This is a genomic window from Mesorhizobium sp. M1088 (genome assembly GCF_040318575.1).
In the GTDB taxonomy this organism is placed as follows: domain Bacteria; phylum Pseudomonadota; class Alphaproteobacteria; order Rhizobiales; family Rhizobiaceae; genus Mesorhizobium.
Map to the genome: position 1 here is coordinate 1 of NZ_JAMYMO010000047.1, position 19,643 is coordinate 19,643.

The window sequence follows — 19,643 nt, forward strand, 5'->3', positions numbered from 1 at the left end:
CACACCCCGAAACACAAATCCCCATAGCTCACCGCCTGCGGCCCGCGGGTTCCTGCATCAGAGACTTTCGTACGCCTGACGGCACCCGAAACCCTTCAGCAATATCCGACATTGAGGCCTCCTGGGTCGTTTCCCGAAAACAGACAGACAGCTCAGACGGCATGATGTCCGGGGACCCGTAACTGACATTCGCCTGGTTCCCGAGGGTGTGACGACTCCCCTTCCAATTTGGGATATGGTTCCACACAGCACCCTTAGTGCTTGGTTGGGAGAAGGACGTGGACATCGCGGCATGGCTGAGTAGCCTGGGACTGGAGCGATACGCTCCGGTCTTCCGCGACAATGACATTGAATCCGAGATGCTTCCTCAGCTAACGGCGGAGGATCTGATAGCACTCGGGATCACATCGGTCGGTCACCGGCGCCGGCTGCTTGCCGCTGTGGCTTCATTCGGAGACACATCCGGCCCGTTACTGATCAAAGCATCCTCGCGCGACCGCGGGAGTGCGCCGGCAAGGTCGCCCGAGCATGGTGACGCGCGGCCACCGCACGCCGAACGGCGCCAATTAACAGTCATGTTCGTGGACCTCGTCAGCTCGACCGAGTTGTCGCAGCGTCTCGACCCGGAGGACATGCGGGAGGTTATTCGCGCTTATCAGATCGCAGTGTCGGAAGAGATCTCCCGTTACGAAGGGCGAGTAGCCAAGCTCATGGGCGATGGGGTGCTGGCCTATTTCGGTTGGCCGCAGGCGCACGAGGACGATGCCGAACGAGCGGTTCGCTCGGGCATGGCCGCCGCCGCAGCAACGGCCCGACTTACAGCGCCGGGAGGCGAACCGCTGGCTGCCCGCATTGGCATCGCGACGGGACTGGTCGTTGTCGGCGATCTCGTTGGCGAAGGATCGGCAAAGGAGGAGGCCGTTGTGGGCGACACGCCTAACCTGGCTGCGAGGCTGCAAGCGCTCGCCGAGCCGGGCAGCGTTGTTGTAGCTGACGGCACGCAACGACTGGTGGCCGGTCTATTCGATATGGTCAATCTCGGTCGCGGGGAGCTAAAGGGCTTCGCAAAGCCGGTCCGCACCTGGCGCATTGTCGGCGAGACAGCGGCAGAGAGTCGTTTCGAGGCGAGGCAGGACATTGTGACGCCGATTGTTGGGCGGGACCAGGAACTCGAGTTTCTGGTTGACCAGTGGCACCGGGCCTGCGCCGGGGATGGCCGAGTGGTGCTGCTGTCTGGAGAGCCGGGTATTGGCAAGTCCCGGATTATCGCGGCGATGGTCGATCGATTGAGCGCCGAGCCCCCTCCGCGGCTACGCTATTTTTGCTCGCCCTATCATATCAACAGCGCGCTCCATCCCGTGACCACGCAGGTCGAACGGGCGGCTGGACTGGATCGCAACGACACCACGGACACCAAGCTCGACAAGCTGGAGGCCCTGCTTCGCGGGATCGTTCCGGACGTGGCGGAAGCAATTCCGCTGTTGGCGACACTGCTGTCGATCGACACGACCGGTCGATACTCGTCGACCAGGCTGCCACCGCTAGCCCAAAAGGCCCGTACTTTGGCCGCCCTCGTCCAACAAATCGAGGCGCTGGCCGTGCGTGAGCCCACTATCGTCCTTGTCGAGGATGCGCACTGGATCGATCCGACGACCGGCGAGTGGCTGGATATGCTGATTGATCGCCTGCGGAACATGCGGGCACTCCTGATTGTAACCTTTCGACCTGAGTTTCAGCCGCGTTGGATTCAGTTATCGCATGTAACCGCGCTCTCGCTTGATCGCCTCGGACTCGGTCAAGGAGCAGCGATCATGGATCGCGTAGCGGGTGGAAAGACCATGCCGCCGGAGGTAGCCAGCGAGATTCTGGCCAAAACCGAAGGCGTTCCGTTGTTCGTTGAGGAGCTGACCAAGACCGTGCTCGACTCCGGTCTGCTTGTCGACGCGGGCGACCACTACGTGCTCTCAGGTCCTCTGCCTCCTCTTGCGATTCCGTCGACCCTTCAGGATTCTTTGATGTCTCGCCTGGACCGGCTGGGGCCGGTCAAAGAAGTCGCTCAAATCGGCGCCTGCATTGGCCGCGGCTTCCATCACCGGCTGCTGGCTGCCGTAACGGACCCCGCCGAAACCCGTCTGCAAGACGTCATGCCGCAGTTGGAAGAATCCGAGCTCGTTTTTCGGCGAGGCGTTCCTCCAGAGGCGACCTATACGTTCAAGCATGCGCTCGTACGGGATGCAGCCTATCAGAGCCTGCTGAAAAGCCGTCGGCAACAGATTCATGCCAAGATCGCCGCGACGCTGGAGGCGCAATTCCAGGAAGTTGTCGCGACAGAACCTGAAACGCTTGCGCATCACTATACCGTCGCCGGCGTGAATTATCAGGCTGCCGTTTATTGGCTCAAGGCAGGGCAGCTCGCGCTCAAGCGATCTGCCAATCTCGAGGCGGCCTCCCACCTCCGCAAGGGGCTCGAGCTGGTCGGATCATTGCCCGGATCTGAGGACCGCCTGCGACTGGAGCTTTCGCTTGAAAGCGCAACGGGAACGGCAATGATTGCAGCCAAGGGCTGGGGAGCACCAGAGGTCCTTCAGGCCTTTTCGAGCGCGCGGAGGCTTGCCGATACGCTACGCGACAAGCCGCAAATATTCGCTGCGATGCGCGGCGAGAGCTCCTACCAGACCATTTCAGGCAACCTGCGCGCTGCCGAGATGCTGGGCCACCAATGCCAATCGCTCGGATTGGAACTCGCGCAAGTGTCCGATGATTCGGGGTACATCCTCGAAGCACATCACCAACTCTGGGGAATCTACTATTACCTCGGTGACTACGACGCGAGCGAACGTCATGCAAGCCATGGCCTGGCCACTTATGATTACGAGCGACATCGTCACCTTGCCTGGGGCTACGCCGGACACGACCCCGGCGTATGCTGTAGGGCGTTTTCCGCACAGATGCTCTTCATGCGCGGCCATTCGGTCCAGGCGATCCTACGCTCACGCGATGCAATGGCGCTAGCCGAGCGAGACTCGCATCCGGTCACCACAGCACAAGCGCAGCTAAGTTTCTGCTTGGTCCACCTGATGCGGCGCGAGCCCGCCGAAGCCCTTCAATGGGCGAAGAAAGCTATCACTCTGTGTGATGAATTCGTCATGCCATTGCTGCTTGGCCAGGCTCGTGTGTATTTCGGCTGGGCGCTCGCCGGTCTGGGGCAGTTGGAGGAAGGCATTCGCCAAATGCGCCTGGGAATTGCGGGTATCGCCGCGACTGGCGCGGATATGGGCATGGCCTACTACCTTTGCATTCTTGCGCGTAACTGCGGCGAGCGCGGCGATGCAAGCGAAGGCCTTGCCCTCCTGGCGCAGGCCTTCGACACTCTGGGCAAATCGACCTCGAAGTATCAGCTACCAGAGTTATTGCGCACAAGGGGTGAGTTGGTTTCAGTGCTGGACCCAACCGATGAAGCCGCCGAAAGCTGGTTCCAGCAATCTCTCACGGCGGCCCGCGATCAAGGCGCGAAATCCTCTGAACTGAGGGCCGCGCTTCGGCTCACCCGCCTCTATGCCGGCCAAGGCCGCAATGACAAGGCGCGGCATATTCTTGCGCCAGTCCACGCCAGCTTCACCGAGGGGTTTGACACGCCTGATCTCGTAGAGTCCAAAGGCCTGCTCCGAATGCTTTCGCATTCGACGGAACGCGGGTGAAGCATTGCATCCGATACGCAAATTCCTAGTTGGACGACGTCGCCGTGGAAGGAGAAGCGATATGCAAACGTGGGCTGGTCTGTTGGTGGGCGCCGCCATGACATTTGCGAGTGGATCGGTTTCGGCAGAAGAGCTCACTATCTTTTGGGCGGAATGGGACCCGGCGAATTACCTTCAGGAACTCGTCAACGAGTATGAGAAGGAAACCGGCGTCAAGGTAACTATTGAAACGACGGCCTGGCCGGGATTCGAAACCAAGGCCTTTGCCGAGTTCAACGCCAGGGGCGACGCCTATGACATGGTCGTCGGCGACTCGCAGTGGCTCGGCGCCGGCTCGACCGGCGGCCACTATGTCGACCTCACCGACTTCTTCGCCAAGCACGATATAGCCAAACTGATGGCCCCCGCGACGGTGAAAGTCTACGCGGAATATCCCGGCAACAGCGGCAAGTATTGGGCGATCCCGCTCGAAGGCGACGCCATGGGCTGGTCCTACCGCAAAGACTGGTTCGAAGACCCGAAGGAAATGGAAGCGTTCAAGGCCAAGTACGGCTACGACCTCGGCGTGCCGAAGGATTTCAAGGCGCTGCGCGACATCGCCGAGTTCTTCTACCGTCCCGATCAGAAGAAATACGGCGTCGCCATCTACACCGACAATGTCCACGACGGGCTGGCAGGCGGCTTCGAAAGCTTGCTCTTCTCCTATGGCGGCGAGCTTGGCGACTATTCGACGTACAAGGTCGACGGCATCATCAACTCCGATAAGGCGATCGCCGCGCTCGAAGCCTACAAGGAACTCTACAAGTTCACGCCTCCGGGCTGGGCCAACGCCAATTTCATCGACGACAACCAGGCGATCACCGAAAACCTGGCCGCGATGAGCATGAACTTTTTCGCGTTCTTCCCATCACTGATCAACGAAGCGAGCAATCCCAACGCCAAGAACACCGGCTTCTTCGCCAACCCGGCAGGGCCGAACGGCGACCAGTTCGCCGCGCTTGGCGGGCAGGGCATCTCGATCGTCTCCTACTCAGCGAAGCAGGCAGAATGCCTGAAGTTCCTGGAATGGTTCATCAAGGATGAGACCCAGAAGAAATGGGCAGCGCTCGGCGGCTACACCTGCAGCGCAGCCGTACTGAAATCGGATGAGTTCCAGAACGCCACGCCCTACAACAAGGCCTTCCACGAGACCATGTTCAAGGTGAAGGATTTCTGGGCGGTTCCCGAGAATGCCGAACTGCTGCTACAATTCAACCAGCGCGTCTATCCTTATGTGACCGGTGAATCCGGCACGGCCAAGGAAACGCTTGACGCGCTGGCAGCCGACTGGAACGCGACGTTCAAGAAATACGGCCGCCAGTAGGCCGTCTGGCCTTGGAAGGAAGCGTCCGGGCCTCTCGGCCATCGGACCCCGTGCAGCAGGCCATAGGGCCTCGCGATGGGCCATATAATTGGCTTCGATGACTTTCTGGTTGGCCGCCCGCCCGTTGGCGAACAACTCCTGAGTAGACGCCATTTGCCGCCCGGGCTTGGAACTTGACGTTCTCCCGCGCAGTCCCATCCAATTGCCGCCCGCGTGTGTAACGCGGCTACTTCACCAGGTCCCGAAATCACATGCGCGCAGCCGCCGTCTCTGCCTGATCTTTGGAACATATCAGTAGAAAATAGCTGTAACCATCTTTCATCTTGCCGCGTATGATCCGATCATCTGCCGTGCAAGTTTGAGGACATGCAATGAAGAAGGCCGCTGCTCTCGTCGTGCTTTCCCTCGTAGCCATGCTGCCCGCCGTGGCAGCCGCGCAGTCCTACGTGCCGGAGCTTGGGCCATCGCCGCCGCAGGATGCTATGCAGCTGTATACCGGCGGTGTCGAGAAGGCGCTGGCCGCGCTGCCGGACATCGTCAAGAAAGTCAAGGAAGCATCCGACGTTCCCGGCTTCGCCGTGGCGGTGGTGCATGGCGGCAAAATGATCTTTGACGAGGGGTATGGCCTTCGCGACAATCGGGACGACACTTCTAAGGTCAGCAGCACCACCATTTTCCAGGTCGCCTCGGTGTCGAAGTCGATCTCGGCCACGGTGGCCGCGATCGCCATGACGAAGGACCACAGCTTCGACTGGGATACCCCGGTCGGCAAGGTCTGGGACGGCTTTCGCCTCGATCTCGACTATGTCTCGGGCAACGCCACCATCGGCGATTTCTTCGCCCATCGCTCGGGCCTGCCGATGGCGGCGGGCGACGAACTCGAGGATCTCGGCTTCCAGCGCAAGCAGATCGTCGGGAGCCTGTGGATGGTGCCCCTCGATCCCTTCCGCATCTCCTATCACTACGCCAATTTCGGCACGACGATCGGCGCCGAGGCAGTGGCCCACGCCGAGAAACAGCCTTGGGAGCTGCTGGCCAAGAGCCTGTTGTTCGATCCGCTCGGCATGCGCTCGAGCAGCTATCGGCACGAGGACTTCATTGCCGCCGGCAAGAACCGCGCCCTGCTGCATGCGCGCGTGGCGGAGAATGTGTTCGAGCCGCTCTATGACCGCGACCCCGACCAGCAGGCGCCGGCGGGCGGCGTCTCCTCCAGCGCCCAGGATCTTGCCAAGTGGATGATCCTGCTGCTTGGCGACGGCACCTATAGCGGCCAGCCCATGATCGACCCGAAGATCCTGCAGCCCGCCATCACACCGCAGAGCGTGACCTACCGCGGCGAGACGCCCGATACGCGGGCCAGCTCCTATGGCTATGGCTTCAATGTGGGGGTGAACGCCAATGGCCGCACCACCATGGGCCATTCCGGCGCCTTCCTGCTCGGCGCCGGCACCACCTTCCAGATCTTGCCCTCGGCCGATGTCGGCATCGTCGTGCTCACCAACGGCTCCCCCGTCGGCGCCGCCGAGGCGGTCGCCGCCAGCTTCATGGACATCGTGCAATATGGCCAGGTCACCCGCGACTGGTATCCCTACATCAAGCCGCGGTTCATGGCCTACTACAAGCCGGTGGGCGACCTCGCCGGCAAGGACAGGCCGACGAACCCCGCCAAGGCGCGCAGTCCATCCTTCTACGAGGGCCAATATACGAGCAACTATTTCGACACCGCCACCGTGCGGGCCGATGGCGACAAGCTGATGCTCGAACTCGGCCCCAAGCCCATGCAGTTCACGCTCGAGCACTGGGACGGCGACACCTACGCCCTCACGCCCCGCGGAGAGAACGCGCCGACCGGCTCGCTGTCATCGGTGAAGTTCGTCGGTTCCTCCGGCGGCCTTCACGCGCGGGTGATGACGGTGGATTATCTCAATGAGAACGGGTTGGGGCATTTTCAGAGGTAGGGGGTGGGGCGTCGGGTGCTCCATACACCCTATGCCGTCGAAAAGGCGAACCGGCCGTCTGCAAGGTGATGCCTGAGATGGCGGATTTGTGACGGTTCGCTTCCGGGCGTGGAAATCAGGAAGCCGGCATTTGCTCGGGAGCTTCCGCCAAGCCATGTCGGCTTTGGCCAGCCGCTGATCCGAAGCAGACCGACAGCTCCCGGCCCCAAACGGAACATTCTGTTTCTCGCCGGATAGCACAACCAGGGTTGGGATTTTTCCCTAGGCATTAACGGCTGGCGGGGCTAGCGTAGAGCGACTGGGAGGTGGGCGATGACAGACGTCTCGATCCGCCGGGCGGATTTCATGATGGTCCTCGCTTATGCTTCGGACCTTGCCACCGGCCATTCTCGCGACTTCGCACTGAAATCCTGCGTGCTTGCGATGCGGATTGCCGATCTTGCGGGCGTTTCCGAGCAGGATCGGCGCAATGCCTACCACCAGTCTATGCTCCGCTATGTCGGTTGCAACGCGGACACGGACCTCCTGTCGGCCACCTTCGGCGACGAAATTGCGCTCCGCCAGGATCTTGTCGGTCTCGATATGGGCAACCGGGCGGAGCTGGGCAGGGTCTTCGTCCAGGCTTTCAAGCGGCTCTACTACGATCTTGAGTCCGACGCGCAGGCCAAGGCGATCGAGGCTGGGCTATCGCAGGCGATCGCCGTGGCCCGCCCGGTCCTGACCGCGCATTGCGAGGTCGCGCAACGGATCGGCGAGCGGCTGGGCCTGTCGGAGGAGATGCGACGCAATCTTGGACAAATCTACGAACGCTGGGACGGCAAGGGCCTGCCGCGCGGGCTGAGCGGCGAGGATGTCCTGCCAGCCGTGCGCCTGATCACATTGGCACAGGATGCCATTGCGCTCTGCGATGCCGTCGGTATCGAAGGGATGGCCGAAACCATCGCCAGTCGCGGCGATGGCCCATATGAAGCGGAACTGGCCCGGCTCGTCTCGGCCAACGCGCCGACGCTGATGGAGGGCATCGGCGCGACAGTCGACCGCGCGACCATTTTGGCGCTTGAGCCCGATCCGCCGGTGACGCTGGATGAGGAGGCTTGCGATGAGGCGTTCCTCGCCATCGCCGACATGATCGACATGCGCATGCCGTTTACGCAGGGCCATTCGAGGATGGTGTCGGAACTGGCCACGGGTGCGGGGAAACGGATCGGGCTGCCCGACCCTGACGTCCGCGCGCTGCGCTGGTCGGGCTGCATCCATGACATAGGCGAACTCGTGGTGCCGGTGGCGACCTGGATGCGCAACGGTCCGCTGTCGGTGCGCGAGCGCGACGCGGCGCAGTTGCACGCCTATTATGGCGAGCGGGCGCTGGCCTCGTTCGGCCGCGAGGGCGAGGCGATGGCCGCCCTCGTGCTTCGCCATCACGAACGCCTGGACGGTTCGGGCTATCACCGTAAGGTCCACGGCTCCGACCTGTCCCCGGCGGCAAGAATCCTGGCCGCCGCCGAAGCCTTCCAGACGTCGCGAGAGGAACGTCCGCACCGCAAGGCGTTGTCCAGCGAGACGGCGGCCACGCAGCTGCGCGCCGCCGTTCGCGAGGGCTGTATCTGCCCCGATGCCGCCGAGGCCGTGCTGTCCTTCGCCGGACAGCCGTCGCGCCGGGCGCCGCCCCGGCCGCTGGCCGGAATGACGCCGCGTGAGATCGAGGTGCTGCGCCTGATCGCCGCCGGCCTTACCGCGAAGGAAGCGGCGCGCAAGCTGGATATCTCGCCCAAGACGGCGGACCACCATATCCAGAGCGTCTATGCCAAGATCGGCGTGACCACCCGCGCCGCCGCGGCACTCTACGCGGTCGAGCATGGCCTTGTCCGGCCGGGCGAGACGCAGGCATAGGGAATACACCCCATGTGCGCCCGCTCCGGGGCGCGCATCGTGATCCTGTCGACGGACCGATGGTGGCCGCGACCGACAGGAGGAAATCAGATGCTTCTCGCAACGACCAAGGTGGCGGACGTCGACCGCTTCATCCGCATCTTTTCGACCTAGGGCGCCGACAAGCGCCGGCTGCACGGCTCGAACGGCGCAACCGTCTTCCGCGACCCCAGCGAGCCCGACCGCGTCTGGGCGATCTTCGACTGGGACGCCGAGGGCTGGAAGAATTTCGTGTCGGATCCGGAGGTGCCCGCGATCCTGCAGGAAGCCGGCCACGTCGGCAAGCCGCAGGCGGCACTGCTGCTCGGCCACTACGAGGCCTGAGATCCCGCACTGCGCGCCGCCTGCCGCCCGGCGGCGGCGCCCCCCCGACGAACCCCCAGATTTGGAGAAATCAAATGGATCCGAAACCCATCAAGATCGGCCTTGTCGCCGAACTCACCGGCCCCTTGTCCTTCATGGGCATCGCCAACGCAAACCTCACCACCATGCTCGTCGACGACATCAATGCCAAAGGCGGTTTGCTCGGCCGGCCGCTGGAGCTTGTCATCGAGGATGGCGAGACCAACGACAGCGCCGCCAAGGCAAGGACTGCGAAACTGATAGACGTCGACAAGGTCGATCTGGTCGTCGGCGGCATCTACAGCTCGACCCGCCAGGCCATCAAGAGCGAAGCGGTCGCACGCGGCAGGACGCTCTACATCTACACCGAGCAGTACGAGGGACAGGAAAACGATCCCCTGATCTTCTGTACGGGTCCAGTGCCCACGCAGCAGGTCGAGCCGCTGATCCCTTGGTTCATGAAGAGCACCGGGGCGAAGAAGTTCTACCTGCCTTCTGCCGACTACATCTGGCCCCATCTGCTGAACAAGGCCGCGAGCCGGGTGGTGCGCGCCAATGGCGGCGAGGTCGTCGGCGAGGAGTATTTCCCGCTCGATACAGTCGATTTCCGGCGGACGGTCGAGCAGATCATGGCGAGCGGCACCGACGTGGTTTTCAACACCCTCGTCCCGCCGGGCCTGACTCCGTTCCTCGAAGAACTGCACAAGGCCGGTTTCGGCAAGCGGGACGGCAAGATCATCTGCACCTACTTCGACGAGAACTTCTTCAATCTCGTGCCGTCCGAGCAGATCGAGGGCCTCTACAGCTGCCTCGACTACTATCAGGAACTCGAGGATCCGTTTGGCCGCGCGCTCTTGCGTCGCTACCAGGACCGTTTCCCCGGCAGCGCCATGTTGACCGCGGGCAGCGGCTGCACCGGCCACTACCGGGCGATCAAGATGTGGGAAGCGGCTGTCAATGAGGCCGGCACGGTCGAGCGTGATACGGTCATCCGGGCGCTCGATCACTCGCGGATCAGCGAGGGACCAGGTGGCCCGGCCGAAATGGTCCCCGGCCAGCACCATGTTCGCATGAACATGTACATCGCGCAGGCGCAGGGCGGTCGATTCCGGGTCGTCAAGAACCTGGGTCCGATCGATCCCAACGAGCGCGCGCTTAGCGACGAACTCCAACTCAGCAAAGCGGGCTGAGCCGGCCGCGTCGATGACTGTTCTTCCAGGTGGCAGGGCGGCTAGCAAGTTGCCCTGCCACCCAACCGGGCAATAGTGCATTCCAGTCGCACATACAGAGCAACTGAAGATCATCAGCGCTATCTCCGGCGGTGGCGCGTTGCGGTCCGCGATACGCTGGACGCGTCCATCCGCTTTCTAATCTCGCCATCCCGAACGGACAGTCCGCAAACGACCCTAGGCTGCCGAGCAGCAATGCGCCTAAATATAGCCGTTGAGGTCCGTTTGTGCATCACCTGAAAGCGGACATCCTTATTGGGTCGCAGGACGCCCGCGCCAGTAGCTGACATCTGCGTCAGATATTCTCCGGCGTGACGATTTCAAAAGGTATGGATCGCTGAAGCGTGGCAAATGGTGCTTGCGGTCCAATGACATCGATCATCGTTTGGACAAGAAGGGCCGAGGTCGATTCGAGCGGGTGGCAAAGAGCTGCAGTGATCAGGCCCTCAGACAGTCCCTTTCGAGTTTCGGGTCCAATGTCACGGCATACTACTTTGATACCCGACCGCCGCTCAGGAGACACCTCCCTCAAGGCACGAAGTACACCAGTTATTCCGCCTCCGACGATCAGAATGCCGACAAGATCGTCAGTCGATTTCAGAAGCTCAGTTACCATTCGATAGGCCTCACTTGCTTCCTCGTGGGTGGGGCGGCTCTCCTCCACCGTGAGCCGTGGAGCGTGCTCGCGCAAATAGGAACGGAAACTGGCGTCTGACACATCCTGGCATTGGTACCGGTGGTTGCCTATGAAAACCGCAATGCGACCCGGTCCCTGAGTGGTTTGGGTGATCAGGAACGCCGCAGTGCGCCCCAGCTTCCAGTTATCTGTCCCTACATAGGCTGCTCGTTCCGGTGCGGATTGATCCGTAATGTAAGAAACAACCGGTTTTCCCATTTCCTTCATTGAGCGGATCGCCTGGCCAATAATTGGGTGGTCTGCGGCCACCACCGCAACGGCGTCGCATGATTCGCCCATCGCAATCAGACTGCTCGCGATTGTCTCCGGCGTCAGCAGATCCACGAAATCGACTATTGGCTCGATGACCTCGTCCCGACGCTCGCGACAGGCGGCAATAATCTTCTTCCCGAACAACTGGTAAAGGTCACGGGTGGACTGCTGAAGCAGGAAGCCCAATCGGTAATGTGGAGATATCTTACGAGCCCGATCATCAATGGCTCCTATTCCGTAAAAGCCAATCTCTTCTGCTGCGGTTTGTACGCGTTGGACGGTCTTCGGGCGTACTGAAACGGTGCCACTTAGAATTCGGTTCACGGTCGCCACCGAAACGCCGGCCGCAGTAGCGAGATCGTGGATTGTCGGCCGCTTCATGAGCCCATCCCAACTATATCATCATGACTGACATCAAATGATACAAATGTCACTTTGATACTATTTTCGCCTTCTAGAAATATCAAGCCTCCGATATGAATCCCCCCAATTGAGGGCCCGACGTTTTGACGAGCCCAGTTGGGAATAGCTCCGCAGGGAGGCGCTGTTACGATGGATGACCTTCAGTATGGAACGCGCGATAAACGCGGTAACTGGGCTCCGCATCGCCGGGCCGAGCCGGCGCCAATCTGGCACCGTCCGTTCAATGCAAAGAAGGTAGTGGCGTGGATTCCTGAATTTCTTTGGCCGTGGAACGCCTTTCATATTGCCACGTCGATTATTTGGGTGAACTTCCTTATCCCAAGCTGGCAGAGCCTCGCGACCTTCTCAGTTCTCAACTACTTCTGGCTATTCGGCCTAAACGCCGCCGGCATATTCCTTTTCTACGGCTTCTTCGAGCTGCGCTATTACTTCCAGCGCAAGCAACTGAACCGCTTCAAATATAATCCAAAATTCCCTTCGGACGCGCCGTCGGACGTGTTTTGGTTTCAAAGCCAGAACATCGACAATTTCACCCGCTCGTTTTTCGTCACGATACCACTATGGACAGTGGTCGAGATCGTGATGCTGTGGGTCTATGCAAACAGCTGGGCGGTCTGGCTGCCATGGACGACGAATTGGCCTTACCTCTCGTTCCTGGTGCTTATCGCGCCGGCCGTGCATGAGGTCTATTTCTTCTTCCTTCACCGGGCGATCCATTGGCCGCCGCTCTACAAATGGGTGCATTCGGTCCACCATAACTCGATCAATCCAAGTCCCTGGTCGTCGCTGTCGATGCACCCAGTCGAAGGCTTCCTCTATCATGCTGAAGCCTGGCTGCACCTGTTGATCCCTTCTAATCCGGTCTGCGCCTACTTCACGCTGCACGGAGCGGGATTTGGAGCCGTGAACGGCCACCTCGGCTTCGAGACATTCGAAATCACCGACAAGGTTAAACTCGATAGCCATTCATACGTGCACTACCTGCACCACAAGTATTTCGAGGTGAACTACGGCGGTGATGGGCTGGTACCCCTCGATAAGCTGTTCGGCACTTGGCACGACGGCAGCAAAGAATCCGATGAGATCATGAAGGCCCGCTTCCGCAAGAAGAAGGAAAAAATGCGTGGCCAGCAGGAAGGCCGCAGCGATCCCACGTCTGGAATGCCGGCGGAATAACGATCCAAACGCTGTTTCGGCTGCGCCTGTGAGGAGTGGGCCCGGGACAGCAAGACTTTTTTGTTGAGACCCCGCGGGGTAAATTGGGAGGAAGACTATGAAGCTTTTCAAGACACTCGTGTCGACAGCGGTGCTGATTGGATTCAGCGCCGGCGCGACGTTCGCTGCCAATATCTTCGTGGTTGGCGGCAAGCCGGACGATCCGTTTTGGTCGATCGTGAAGCGCGGTGCTGAAGACGCTGGCAAGGTCGTCGAGGCCCAAGGTGGCAAGGTCACCTGGCTCGGGCCGCAGAACTATGACAATCTGGGCGTGGACGCCGCCGAATTGATCCGTCAGGCCATCGATCAGAAGGCCGACGCCATCGTCGGGCCGGACTGGGTGCCGGAAGCGATGGACCCGGCGTTCAAGGCAGTGAGGGATGCTGGCATTCCCCTGATCATCTACAACGCCGGCGGGCTGAAGGCGGCCGATCGTCTTGGCGCCATGAACTATGTCGGCTCAGACGACTACAAAGGAGGTGTCGCGGCTGGCGAGTACCTCACCAAGGCCGGCAACAAGAAGGGCGTCTGCATCAATACGCTGCCCGGCGCCGCCAATATTGAGGCCTTCTGCGGCGGCTTCAAGGAGGGGATGAAGAACGGCGGTGGCGAAGCCGACGTCCTGCCATTGCCTGCTACATCCTTCGGCTCGGCAACGGCCGTCGCCCAGGCGGTCAAAGCCTATCTGCTGCAGCACCAGGACGTGAATGCCGTCTTTACCATCGGCAACGTTGACGCCAACTCGGCCATGAACGGCCTTACCCAGGCCGGCAAGGTTGGGAAAGTGCAACTCTGCGGCATGAACTTTGACGAAACCATCCTGAACAACATCAAGGATGGCAAGCAAGCCTGCGCGATCGACCAGCAAGGCTACCTGCAGGGATACCTGGCTGTAGCGATCCTGAACGGCCACGTTAATTACGGCTTGGCGGTGCCCACCCGCGAGATCCTTACGGGACCAGGCATCATCGACAAGACAAACGTCGACGCCACCATCGCCGGTGTGAAAGCAGGGACGCGATAATCCTCCCGCCTGGGCCGCCCTCGCTTTACAGCGGGCGGCCCTTTTTCCCTCTCTCTGCGGCGGCCACATCGCGGCCGGCCGCGTGAACGCGGATTACCCTAATGGCACATCCCGTGACGTCCACTTCAACTCCGGCGGCGGACCGCGCGCGATCCGGACTGGCCTTCGGCCGGCTGGCGCGTCGACCAGAGTCGGGCTCGTTCCTCGGGCTGGTCGCGGTTCTGCTTTTCTTTGGCCTGTTCGGGGGAAGTGCCTTCATGTCGGCAGCCGGCGCGGCCAGCTGGTTGAACATCGCGTCTGAGATCGGGATCATCGCGCTGCCGGTAGGGTTGCTTATGATCGCCGGGGAACTGGACATCTCGGTCGGTGCCGTGATCCCCGCAGCGTCTCTCACCGCTGCTATCGTGTCGGGTCATTATGGGCTGCCCGACTGGCTTGGCATAACGGCCGCGCTTGGCCTCGGCCTCGCTGTCGGCCTCCTCAACGGGCTCTTCGTGACGAGAACGACCATCCCGTCGCTCATAATCACCATTGGCACCATGTTCCTCACGATGGGCCTGACGCTAGGTCTCACCGTCAAGATCGCCGGCAGCACCGGCGTGTCACTGGTGCCAGACCCGCTTACCAAGGCAATCTTCGGCGACTATCTCGGCGGCATGTTCCAAGTCACGATCCTGTGGTGGGTGCTGTTCGTGATTGGCCTGTTCTGGCTGTTGCACATCTCCCCACTGGGCAACTGGATCTATGCACTCGGTGGCGACAAGGAAAGTGCGCGCAACGTTGGCATTCCGACCAAACGGCTGACCATCGGCCTGTTCATGCTATCCGGCTTCAATGCCGCTTTCGTCGGGGTCAGCGAGGTGATGGTCTATCAGAGTGCGCAGGTTCTGGCTGGTCAGTCCTTTATCTTCAATTCCATCATGTGTGTGGTCATCGGGGGCGTTCTGCTCACGGGTGGCTTTGGCTCGATCGTTGGCATCGTGTTTGGCACGATTACCTTCTCGATCGTGAACCAGGGCATCTACTTCACCAGCCTGGATCCCAACATCGGAAGCATCATAATCGGCGCGCTTCTTTTGATCGCGGTGCTGACAAACGACACCTTCCGGCAATTGGCACTCAGCTATTCTTCGAAGAGAGGAAAGCAGCCATGATGGACGTGATCAAATCCGTACTGCGTCGTCCCGAAGCCGGCTCGATCCTCAGTCTTATTGGCGTGGTGTTGTTCTTCGTTCTATTCGGCGGCGCCCACCTGGGTACGCTCGTTGGCGCGGCGAGTTGGGTCAATTTCGCGGCCAATCTCGGCATCGTCGCCATTCCCGTCGGGCTGCTGATGATCTCAGGTGAACTAGACATTTCCATCGGCGCTCTGATCCCAGTTGGTTCGATGACAACTGCCATACTCACCGGTTACTACGGACTGCCAATAGGGGTAGGGATAGCTGGAGCGCTGGCAGTCGGCGTGGCGGTAGGCCTGGTCAACGGTCTGCTGACGATCCGTACCTCCGTGCCCTCGCTCATCATTACTCTGGCCACCCTGGTCGCCATGCAGGGGGTGGTGCTCAGTGCTTCGGTGCTTCTGACCGGTAATGCCAGCGTTGCCCTGACCGCACCGGATTGGGCCAAATTCCTCTTCGGCCAGTTGATCGGCGGCAGTCACCAGGTCATCATAATCTGGTGGGTCGCCTTCGCTGTTGTCACAGGCTTCGTTCTGCACAAGACCCGTTACGGGAACTGGCTATTTGCAATGGGCGGCGACCGCGTCAGCGCCCGCAACGCCGGCATTCCGACAGACCGCGTGACCATTGCGTTGTTTGTGTTGTCCGCGGTCAGCGCCACCTTTGTCGGGATCTGTCAGGCGATCCTGTTCAATTCCGCCCAGGTCTCCGGTGGCATGAGCTTTATCTTCAACGCCATCGTGTCCGTGGTCGTGGGCGGCGTGCTGCTGACCGGCGGTTTCGGGTCGGTCGTGGGTATCTTCGTCGGCACCATCACCTTCGCCATCGTCAGCCAGGGCATCTATTTCACCCAGATTGACCGAAACTGGTCGAATCTGATCATCGGCGTGATGCTTCTGGTGGCGGTGATGATGAACCAGTCCTTCCGCGACCTGGCTCTGTATTTCAGGCCGCGGCGCGAGCGAAGCGTGCCGCGGGAGCCAGCAAACCCATGAAAAATGATCTGCTACAGCAGCTAAGCAATGGGCTCGCATCGATTAACGAGCATCGACCTTCAATTTCCTCGCCGATCAACAGTGTCAGGCCAGCCGGATCGCAGATGGGAGATGTGCCCGCCATGAACGACAAACCTGCCATTCTAGAACTGAGGAACGTCAACAAGTCCTTCGGACCAATCGACGTCCTGCACGATATTTCGCTGAGGGTACGCGCCGGCGAAGTGCTTTGTCTGCTCGGTGACAACGGCGCCGGCAAATCAACTCTCATCAAAACGCTCGCCGGTGTCCACAAACCCACCAGCGGCCAGATACTGATGGACGGTCAGCCGGTTACCTTCTCTGGACCTCGGGAGGCCCAGGCACAAGGAATCGCCACAGTGCACCAGTTCGGCGGCACCTTCCCGCTGATGAGCATCGGGCGGTCCTTCTTCGTCGGCGTAGAGCCGACCAAAGGCTGGGGACCGTTCAAGATCTACGACCGCAAGCGCGCCAACGAAATCGCAGTGAAAGCGGTACGCGATTTCGGAATCACCCGCATCGATGACGGTGACCGCCTGGTTGGGGGACTGTCCGGCGGCGAGCGCCAGTCGCTCGCCATTGCCCGTGCTGTGTATTTTGGAGCGCGCTTACTGATCCTGGACGAACCGACCGCAGCGCTCGGCGTCAAGCAGGCCTCGCACGTGCTGCGTATCGTCAACGAGGCGAAGAGGCGCGGCCTGGCCGTGGTCTTCATCACCCACCAGGTCATGCACGCCATGGCCGTCGGCGATCATTTCGCGGTGCTGATCCGCGGCGCCATCGCCGCCGATTTCCGCAAAGGCCAACGGTCCCGCGAGGAGATCACAGATCTGATGGCAGGCGGCGAGACCATGGCCGACCTCGAAGCCCAGGTCGAGGGTTACATGGCCGAGCATGAAGGCCATCCGCCGTCCCTCCAGGTGTTGGGAGGCCCAGCCGCTCAGTAGATTTCTTAAAAGGCGCCAACCAGGCGTGGCTCCATGCCGCTGAGTTGGCCGTTGCCCTAATCCGAAGAGCAAAAGCAGGACACAAATGACAATCCGCATTGCAGTGATCGGCGCCGGTTTGATGGGCGCGGATCATGCCAAGATAGTTGCCGAGGAACTGCCCGGCGCAACCCTGCAATTGGTCTGCGACATGGATGAGCAGCGCGCTCGTTCTGTTGCCGGCGCGTATGGCGCTATCGACATTGCCACTGACCCCCAGTGCGCCATCACGCGGCAAGACGTGGACGCCGTGATCATTGCGAGTCCCGATTTCACGCATGCGCCGCTTTCGATGGCCTGCATAGCCGCCGGCAAGCGCGTCCTATGCGAAAAACCGCTGTCACAAGCATCGGCTGACTGCATCGCGGTGATGGAAGCCGAACAGAAAGCGGGGGCGAAATTCGTCCAGCTCGGCTTCATGCGGCGTTACGACCGCTCCTATCAGGAAATGAAGCAGGCGCTCGATAATGGTCATCTCGGTCGGGCGCTGATGATGCACAATTTTCACCGCAATGTTGAAACGCCTGCGGCCGACTTCACCGGCGCGATGGCTATCACGAATTCGGCCCCGCACGAATTCGACGTCGTGCGTTACGTGCTCGGCACCGAATATGCTGCCATCTCTGCATTCCAGCCAAGCCGCTCGGACGCGCGTGTGGCACCTGTCGTCATGGTGCTGGAAACGGTGGATGGGCAGCTCGTCAACATTGAGATCAACAACAACGCCGCCTATGGCTATGACGTTCGCGCCGAGCTGATTGGCGAGAACGGCGCCGTGGCAACCAACAACGTTGCCTACACCCGCACGGAGGCAGCGCTTACCCAAAGCACAAGCTACGACGCCGACTGGCGCACCCGCTATTACGATGCCTATCGCCGCCAGAACCGCGACTTCCTTCGCTTCGTCATGACTGGTGAGTTCCCCGCGACCGCCTCGGACTGCTGGGACGGCTACTGCGCCGCCATCGTTGCCGAGGCCGGCGTGGTAGCCCTGAAGGAAGCCCGTCGTACGCCTGTCCAGATGATTGCAAAGCCGGAGTTCTACGCGTGAAGCTGGGTTTCGTTTCAGACAGTCTCGGCAATCTGCCGTTCGACGCAGTGCTTAATCATGCCCAGCGCATGGGGGTATCCGGCATCGAGGTGAACACCTGCGGCTGGTCGACCGCCCCGCATTTCCGACTTTCGTCCATGCTGGGCAACAGGGAAGCGCAGAAGCGGTTTGCTGCAGCCTTCGAGGAACGCGGCCTGGAGATCATAAGCCTCAACGCCAACGGCAATCCGCTGCACCCGACCGATCCGGCCCAAGGCCAAGGGTTGAAAAACACGATCCGCGTCGCCGGCGAGATGGGCATTCGCACCGTCTGCACCATGAGCGGTCTGCCGGCTGGCAGCGCTAGCGACAGCATGCCGAACTGGGTCGTCTCGTCCTGGCCACCCGAAACGCAGACCATCCTTAAATATCAGTGGGAAGAAAAGCTGATCCCGTTCTGGACCGAGATCGCGGCGCTGGCGAAGGAAAACGGCGTCGATCGCATCGCGCTCGAGCTGCATGGCAATCAGTGCGTCTACAACGTGCCCTCGCTCCTGAAATTGCGAGAAGCGGTGGGGTCCGTCGTGGGCGCCAACCTGGATCCCTCACATCTGTTCTGGATGGGGGCCGACCCCCTGGTCGCCGCCGAGGCGCTGGGCGAGGCCGTGTATCACGTTCACGCCAAGGATACGATGCTCAACAAGCCCCTTCAGGCAACGACCTCGCTGCTTGAGAATGGCAGCCTGATGAACATTCCGGCCCGGTCCTGGAGTTACATCACGCTTGGGTTCGGCCATGGCGAGGAGTGGTGGCGACAGTTCTGCTATCGACTGAAGATGGCTGGATATGACGGCTGGCTTTCCATCGAGCACGAAGACGTACTTCTGAATTCGCTGGAGGGGCTCGAAAAGTCCGTCGCGCTGCTCCAGGGCGTGATGCCGTCAGCTCCCGCAGACTTCAAACCACAAAATATCTGAGGAGAGACTCGATGCCTTGGGTTGACGCTTGTGCCGCTGATGAAATCGAAGCCGAGGAAGCCAAACGCTTCGAAAATAGCGGCCGTACCTTCGCCATCTTCCGCAACGACGCGGATGAATACTATTGCACAGACGGGCTATGCACGCATGAGAAGATCCACCTTGCCGACGGTCTCGTCATGGGGAACACGGTGGAATGCCCCAAGCACGCTTCCGTTTTCGACTTCACGACCGGCGAAGTAGAGACGCCACCGGCCTGCGAGAACCTCAAGACTTACAAGACGAAGGTCGAGAATGGCCGCGTCATGGTCGAGGTTTGAGTCATC

At 60.8% G+C, this 19,643-nt stretch carries 14 protein-coding genes; 13 read left to right on the top strand and 1 reads right to left on the bottom strand.

Translation table 11 applies throughout. The features are described from left to right. Positions 1 to 278: 278 nt before the first annotated feature. The 5 genes from NKH49_RS30435 (at position 279) to NKH49_RS30455 (ending at position 10,480) form a co-directional block, all read left to right on the top strand. Positions 279 to 3,698, top strand: a complete 3,420-nt coding sequence (locus NKH49_RS30435) for an adenylate/guanylate cyclase domain-containing protein (RefSeq protein ID WP_352819581.1) — start codon at positions 279 to 281, stop codon at positions 3,696 to 3,698. A 97-nt stretch (positions 3,699 to 3,795) separates the two neighbouring features. Further along, positions 3,796 to 5,061: an ABC transporter substrate-binding protein gene (locus NKH49_RS30440; protein WP_502907968.1), complete on the top strand. Its 1,266-nt coding sequence runs from the start codon at positions 3,796 to 3,798 to the stop codon at positions 5,059 to 5,061. A gap of 371 nt (positions 5,062 to 5,432) precedes the next feature. Then, complete coding sequence (locus NKH49_RS30445) at positions 5,433 to 7,019, top strand: serine hydrolase (protein WP_352929181.1); 1,587 nt, start codon at positions 5,433 to 5,435, stop codon at positions 7,017 to 7,019. 312 nt (positions 7,020 to 7,331) lie between these two features. Beyond that, the gene (locus NKH49_RS30450) at positions 7,332 to 8,909 is read left to right on the top strand and encodes an HD domain-containing phosphohydrolase (protein WP_352929183.1); all 1,578 of its coding nucleotides are present in this window, start codon (positions 7,332 to 7,334) and stop codon (positions 8,907 to 8,909) included. A 437-nt stretch (positions 8,910 to 9,346) separates the two neighbouring features. Next, complete coding sequence (locus NKH49_RS30455) at positions 9,347 to 10,480, top strand: substrate-binding protein (protein ID WP_352901265.1); 1,134 nt, start codon at positions 9,347 to 9,349, stop codon at positions 10,478 to 10,480. A gap of 334 nt (positions 10,481 to 10,814) precedes the next feature. On the opposite strand, the gene NKH49_RS30460 is transcribed toward NKH49_RS30455, so the two are convergent. Beyond that, on the bottom strand, positions 10,815 to 11,849 hold the full coding sequence (locus NKH49_RS30460) for a LacI family DNA-binding transcriptional regulator (protein WP_352929185.1): 1,035 nt from the start codon (positions 11,847 to 11,849) through the stop codon (positions 10,815 to 10,817). A 171-nt stretch (positions 11,850 to 12,020) separates the two neighbouring features. Between NKH49_RS30460 and NKH49_RS30465 the strand changes: the two genes are divergently transcribed. From NKH49_RS30465 to NKH49_RS30500, 8 genes are all read left to right on the top strand, one after another. Further along, a complete protein-coding gene (locus tag NKH49_RS30465) occupies positions 12,021 to 13,067 on the top strand; it encodes a sterol desaturase family protein (protein WP_352929187.1) in 1,047 nt (348 codons plus the stop codon). 97 nt (positions 13,068 to 13,164) lie between these two features. Next, positions 13,165 to 14,130, top strand: a complete 966-nt coding sequence (locus NKH49_RS30470) for a sugar ABC transporter substrate-binding protein (protein ID WP_352929189.1) — start codon at positions 13,165 to 13,167, stop codon at positions 14,128 to 14,130. Positions 14,131 to 14,231: 101 nt separating this feature from the next. After that, entirely contained in the window at positions 14,232 to 15,284 is a 1,053-nt protein-coding gene (locus NKH49_RS30475) for an ABC transporter permease (protein WP_352929191.1), read from the top strand. Continuing rightward, positions 15,284 to 16,303 (top strand): ABC transporter permease, encoded by a 1,020-nt coding sequence (locus tag NKH49_RS30480; RefSeq protein ID WP_352449222.1) that lies wholly within the window; start codon positions 15,284 to 15,286, stop codon positions 16,301 to 16,303. Before NKH49_RS30475 ends, NKH49_RS30480 begins: the two co-directional genes overlap by 1 nt. 122 nt (positions 16,304 to 16,425) lie before the next feature. Further along, positions 16,426 to 17,271 (top strand): ATP-binding cassette domain-containing protein, encoded by an 846-nt coding sequence (locus NKH49_RS30485; protein WP_352449066.1) that lies wholly within the window; start codon positions 16,426 to 16,428, stop codon positions 17,269 to 17,271. A gap of 85 nt (positions 17,272 to 17,356) precedes the next feature. Beyond that, positions 17,357 to 18,361: a Gfo/Idh/MocA family oxidoreductase gene (locus tag NKH49_RS30490; RefSeq protein WP_352929193.1), complete on the top strand. Its 1,005-nt coding sequence runs from the start codon at positions 17,357 to 17,359 to the stop codon at positions 18,359 to 18,361. Then, the gene (locus NKH49_RS30495; RefSeq protein ID WP_352929195.1) at positions 18,358 to 19,317 is read left to right on the top strand and encodes a sugar phosphate isomerase/epimerase family protein; all 960 of its coding nucleotides are present in this window, start codon (positions 18,358 to 18,360) and stop codon (positions 19,315 to 19,317) included. The genes NKH49_RS30490 and NKH49_RS30495 overlap by 4 nt, the downstream gene beginning before the upstream one ends. A gap of 11 nt (positions 19,318 to 19,328) precedes the next feature. Next, positions 19,329 to 19,637, top strand: a complete 309-nt coding sequence (locus NKH49_RS30500) for a MocE family 2Fe-2S type ferredoxin (RefSeq protein ID WP_352929197.1) — start codon at positions 19,329 to 19,331, stop codon at positions 19,635 to 19,637. Positions 19,638 to 19,643: the final 6 nt, after the last annotated feature.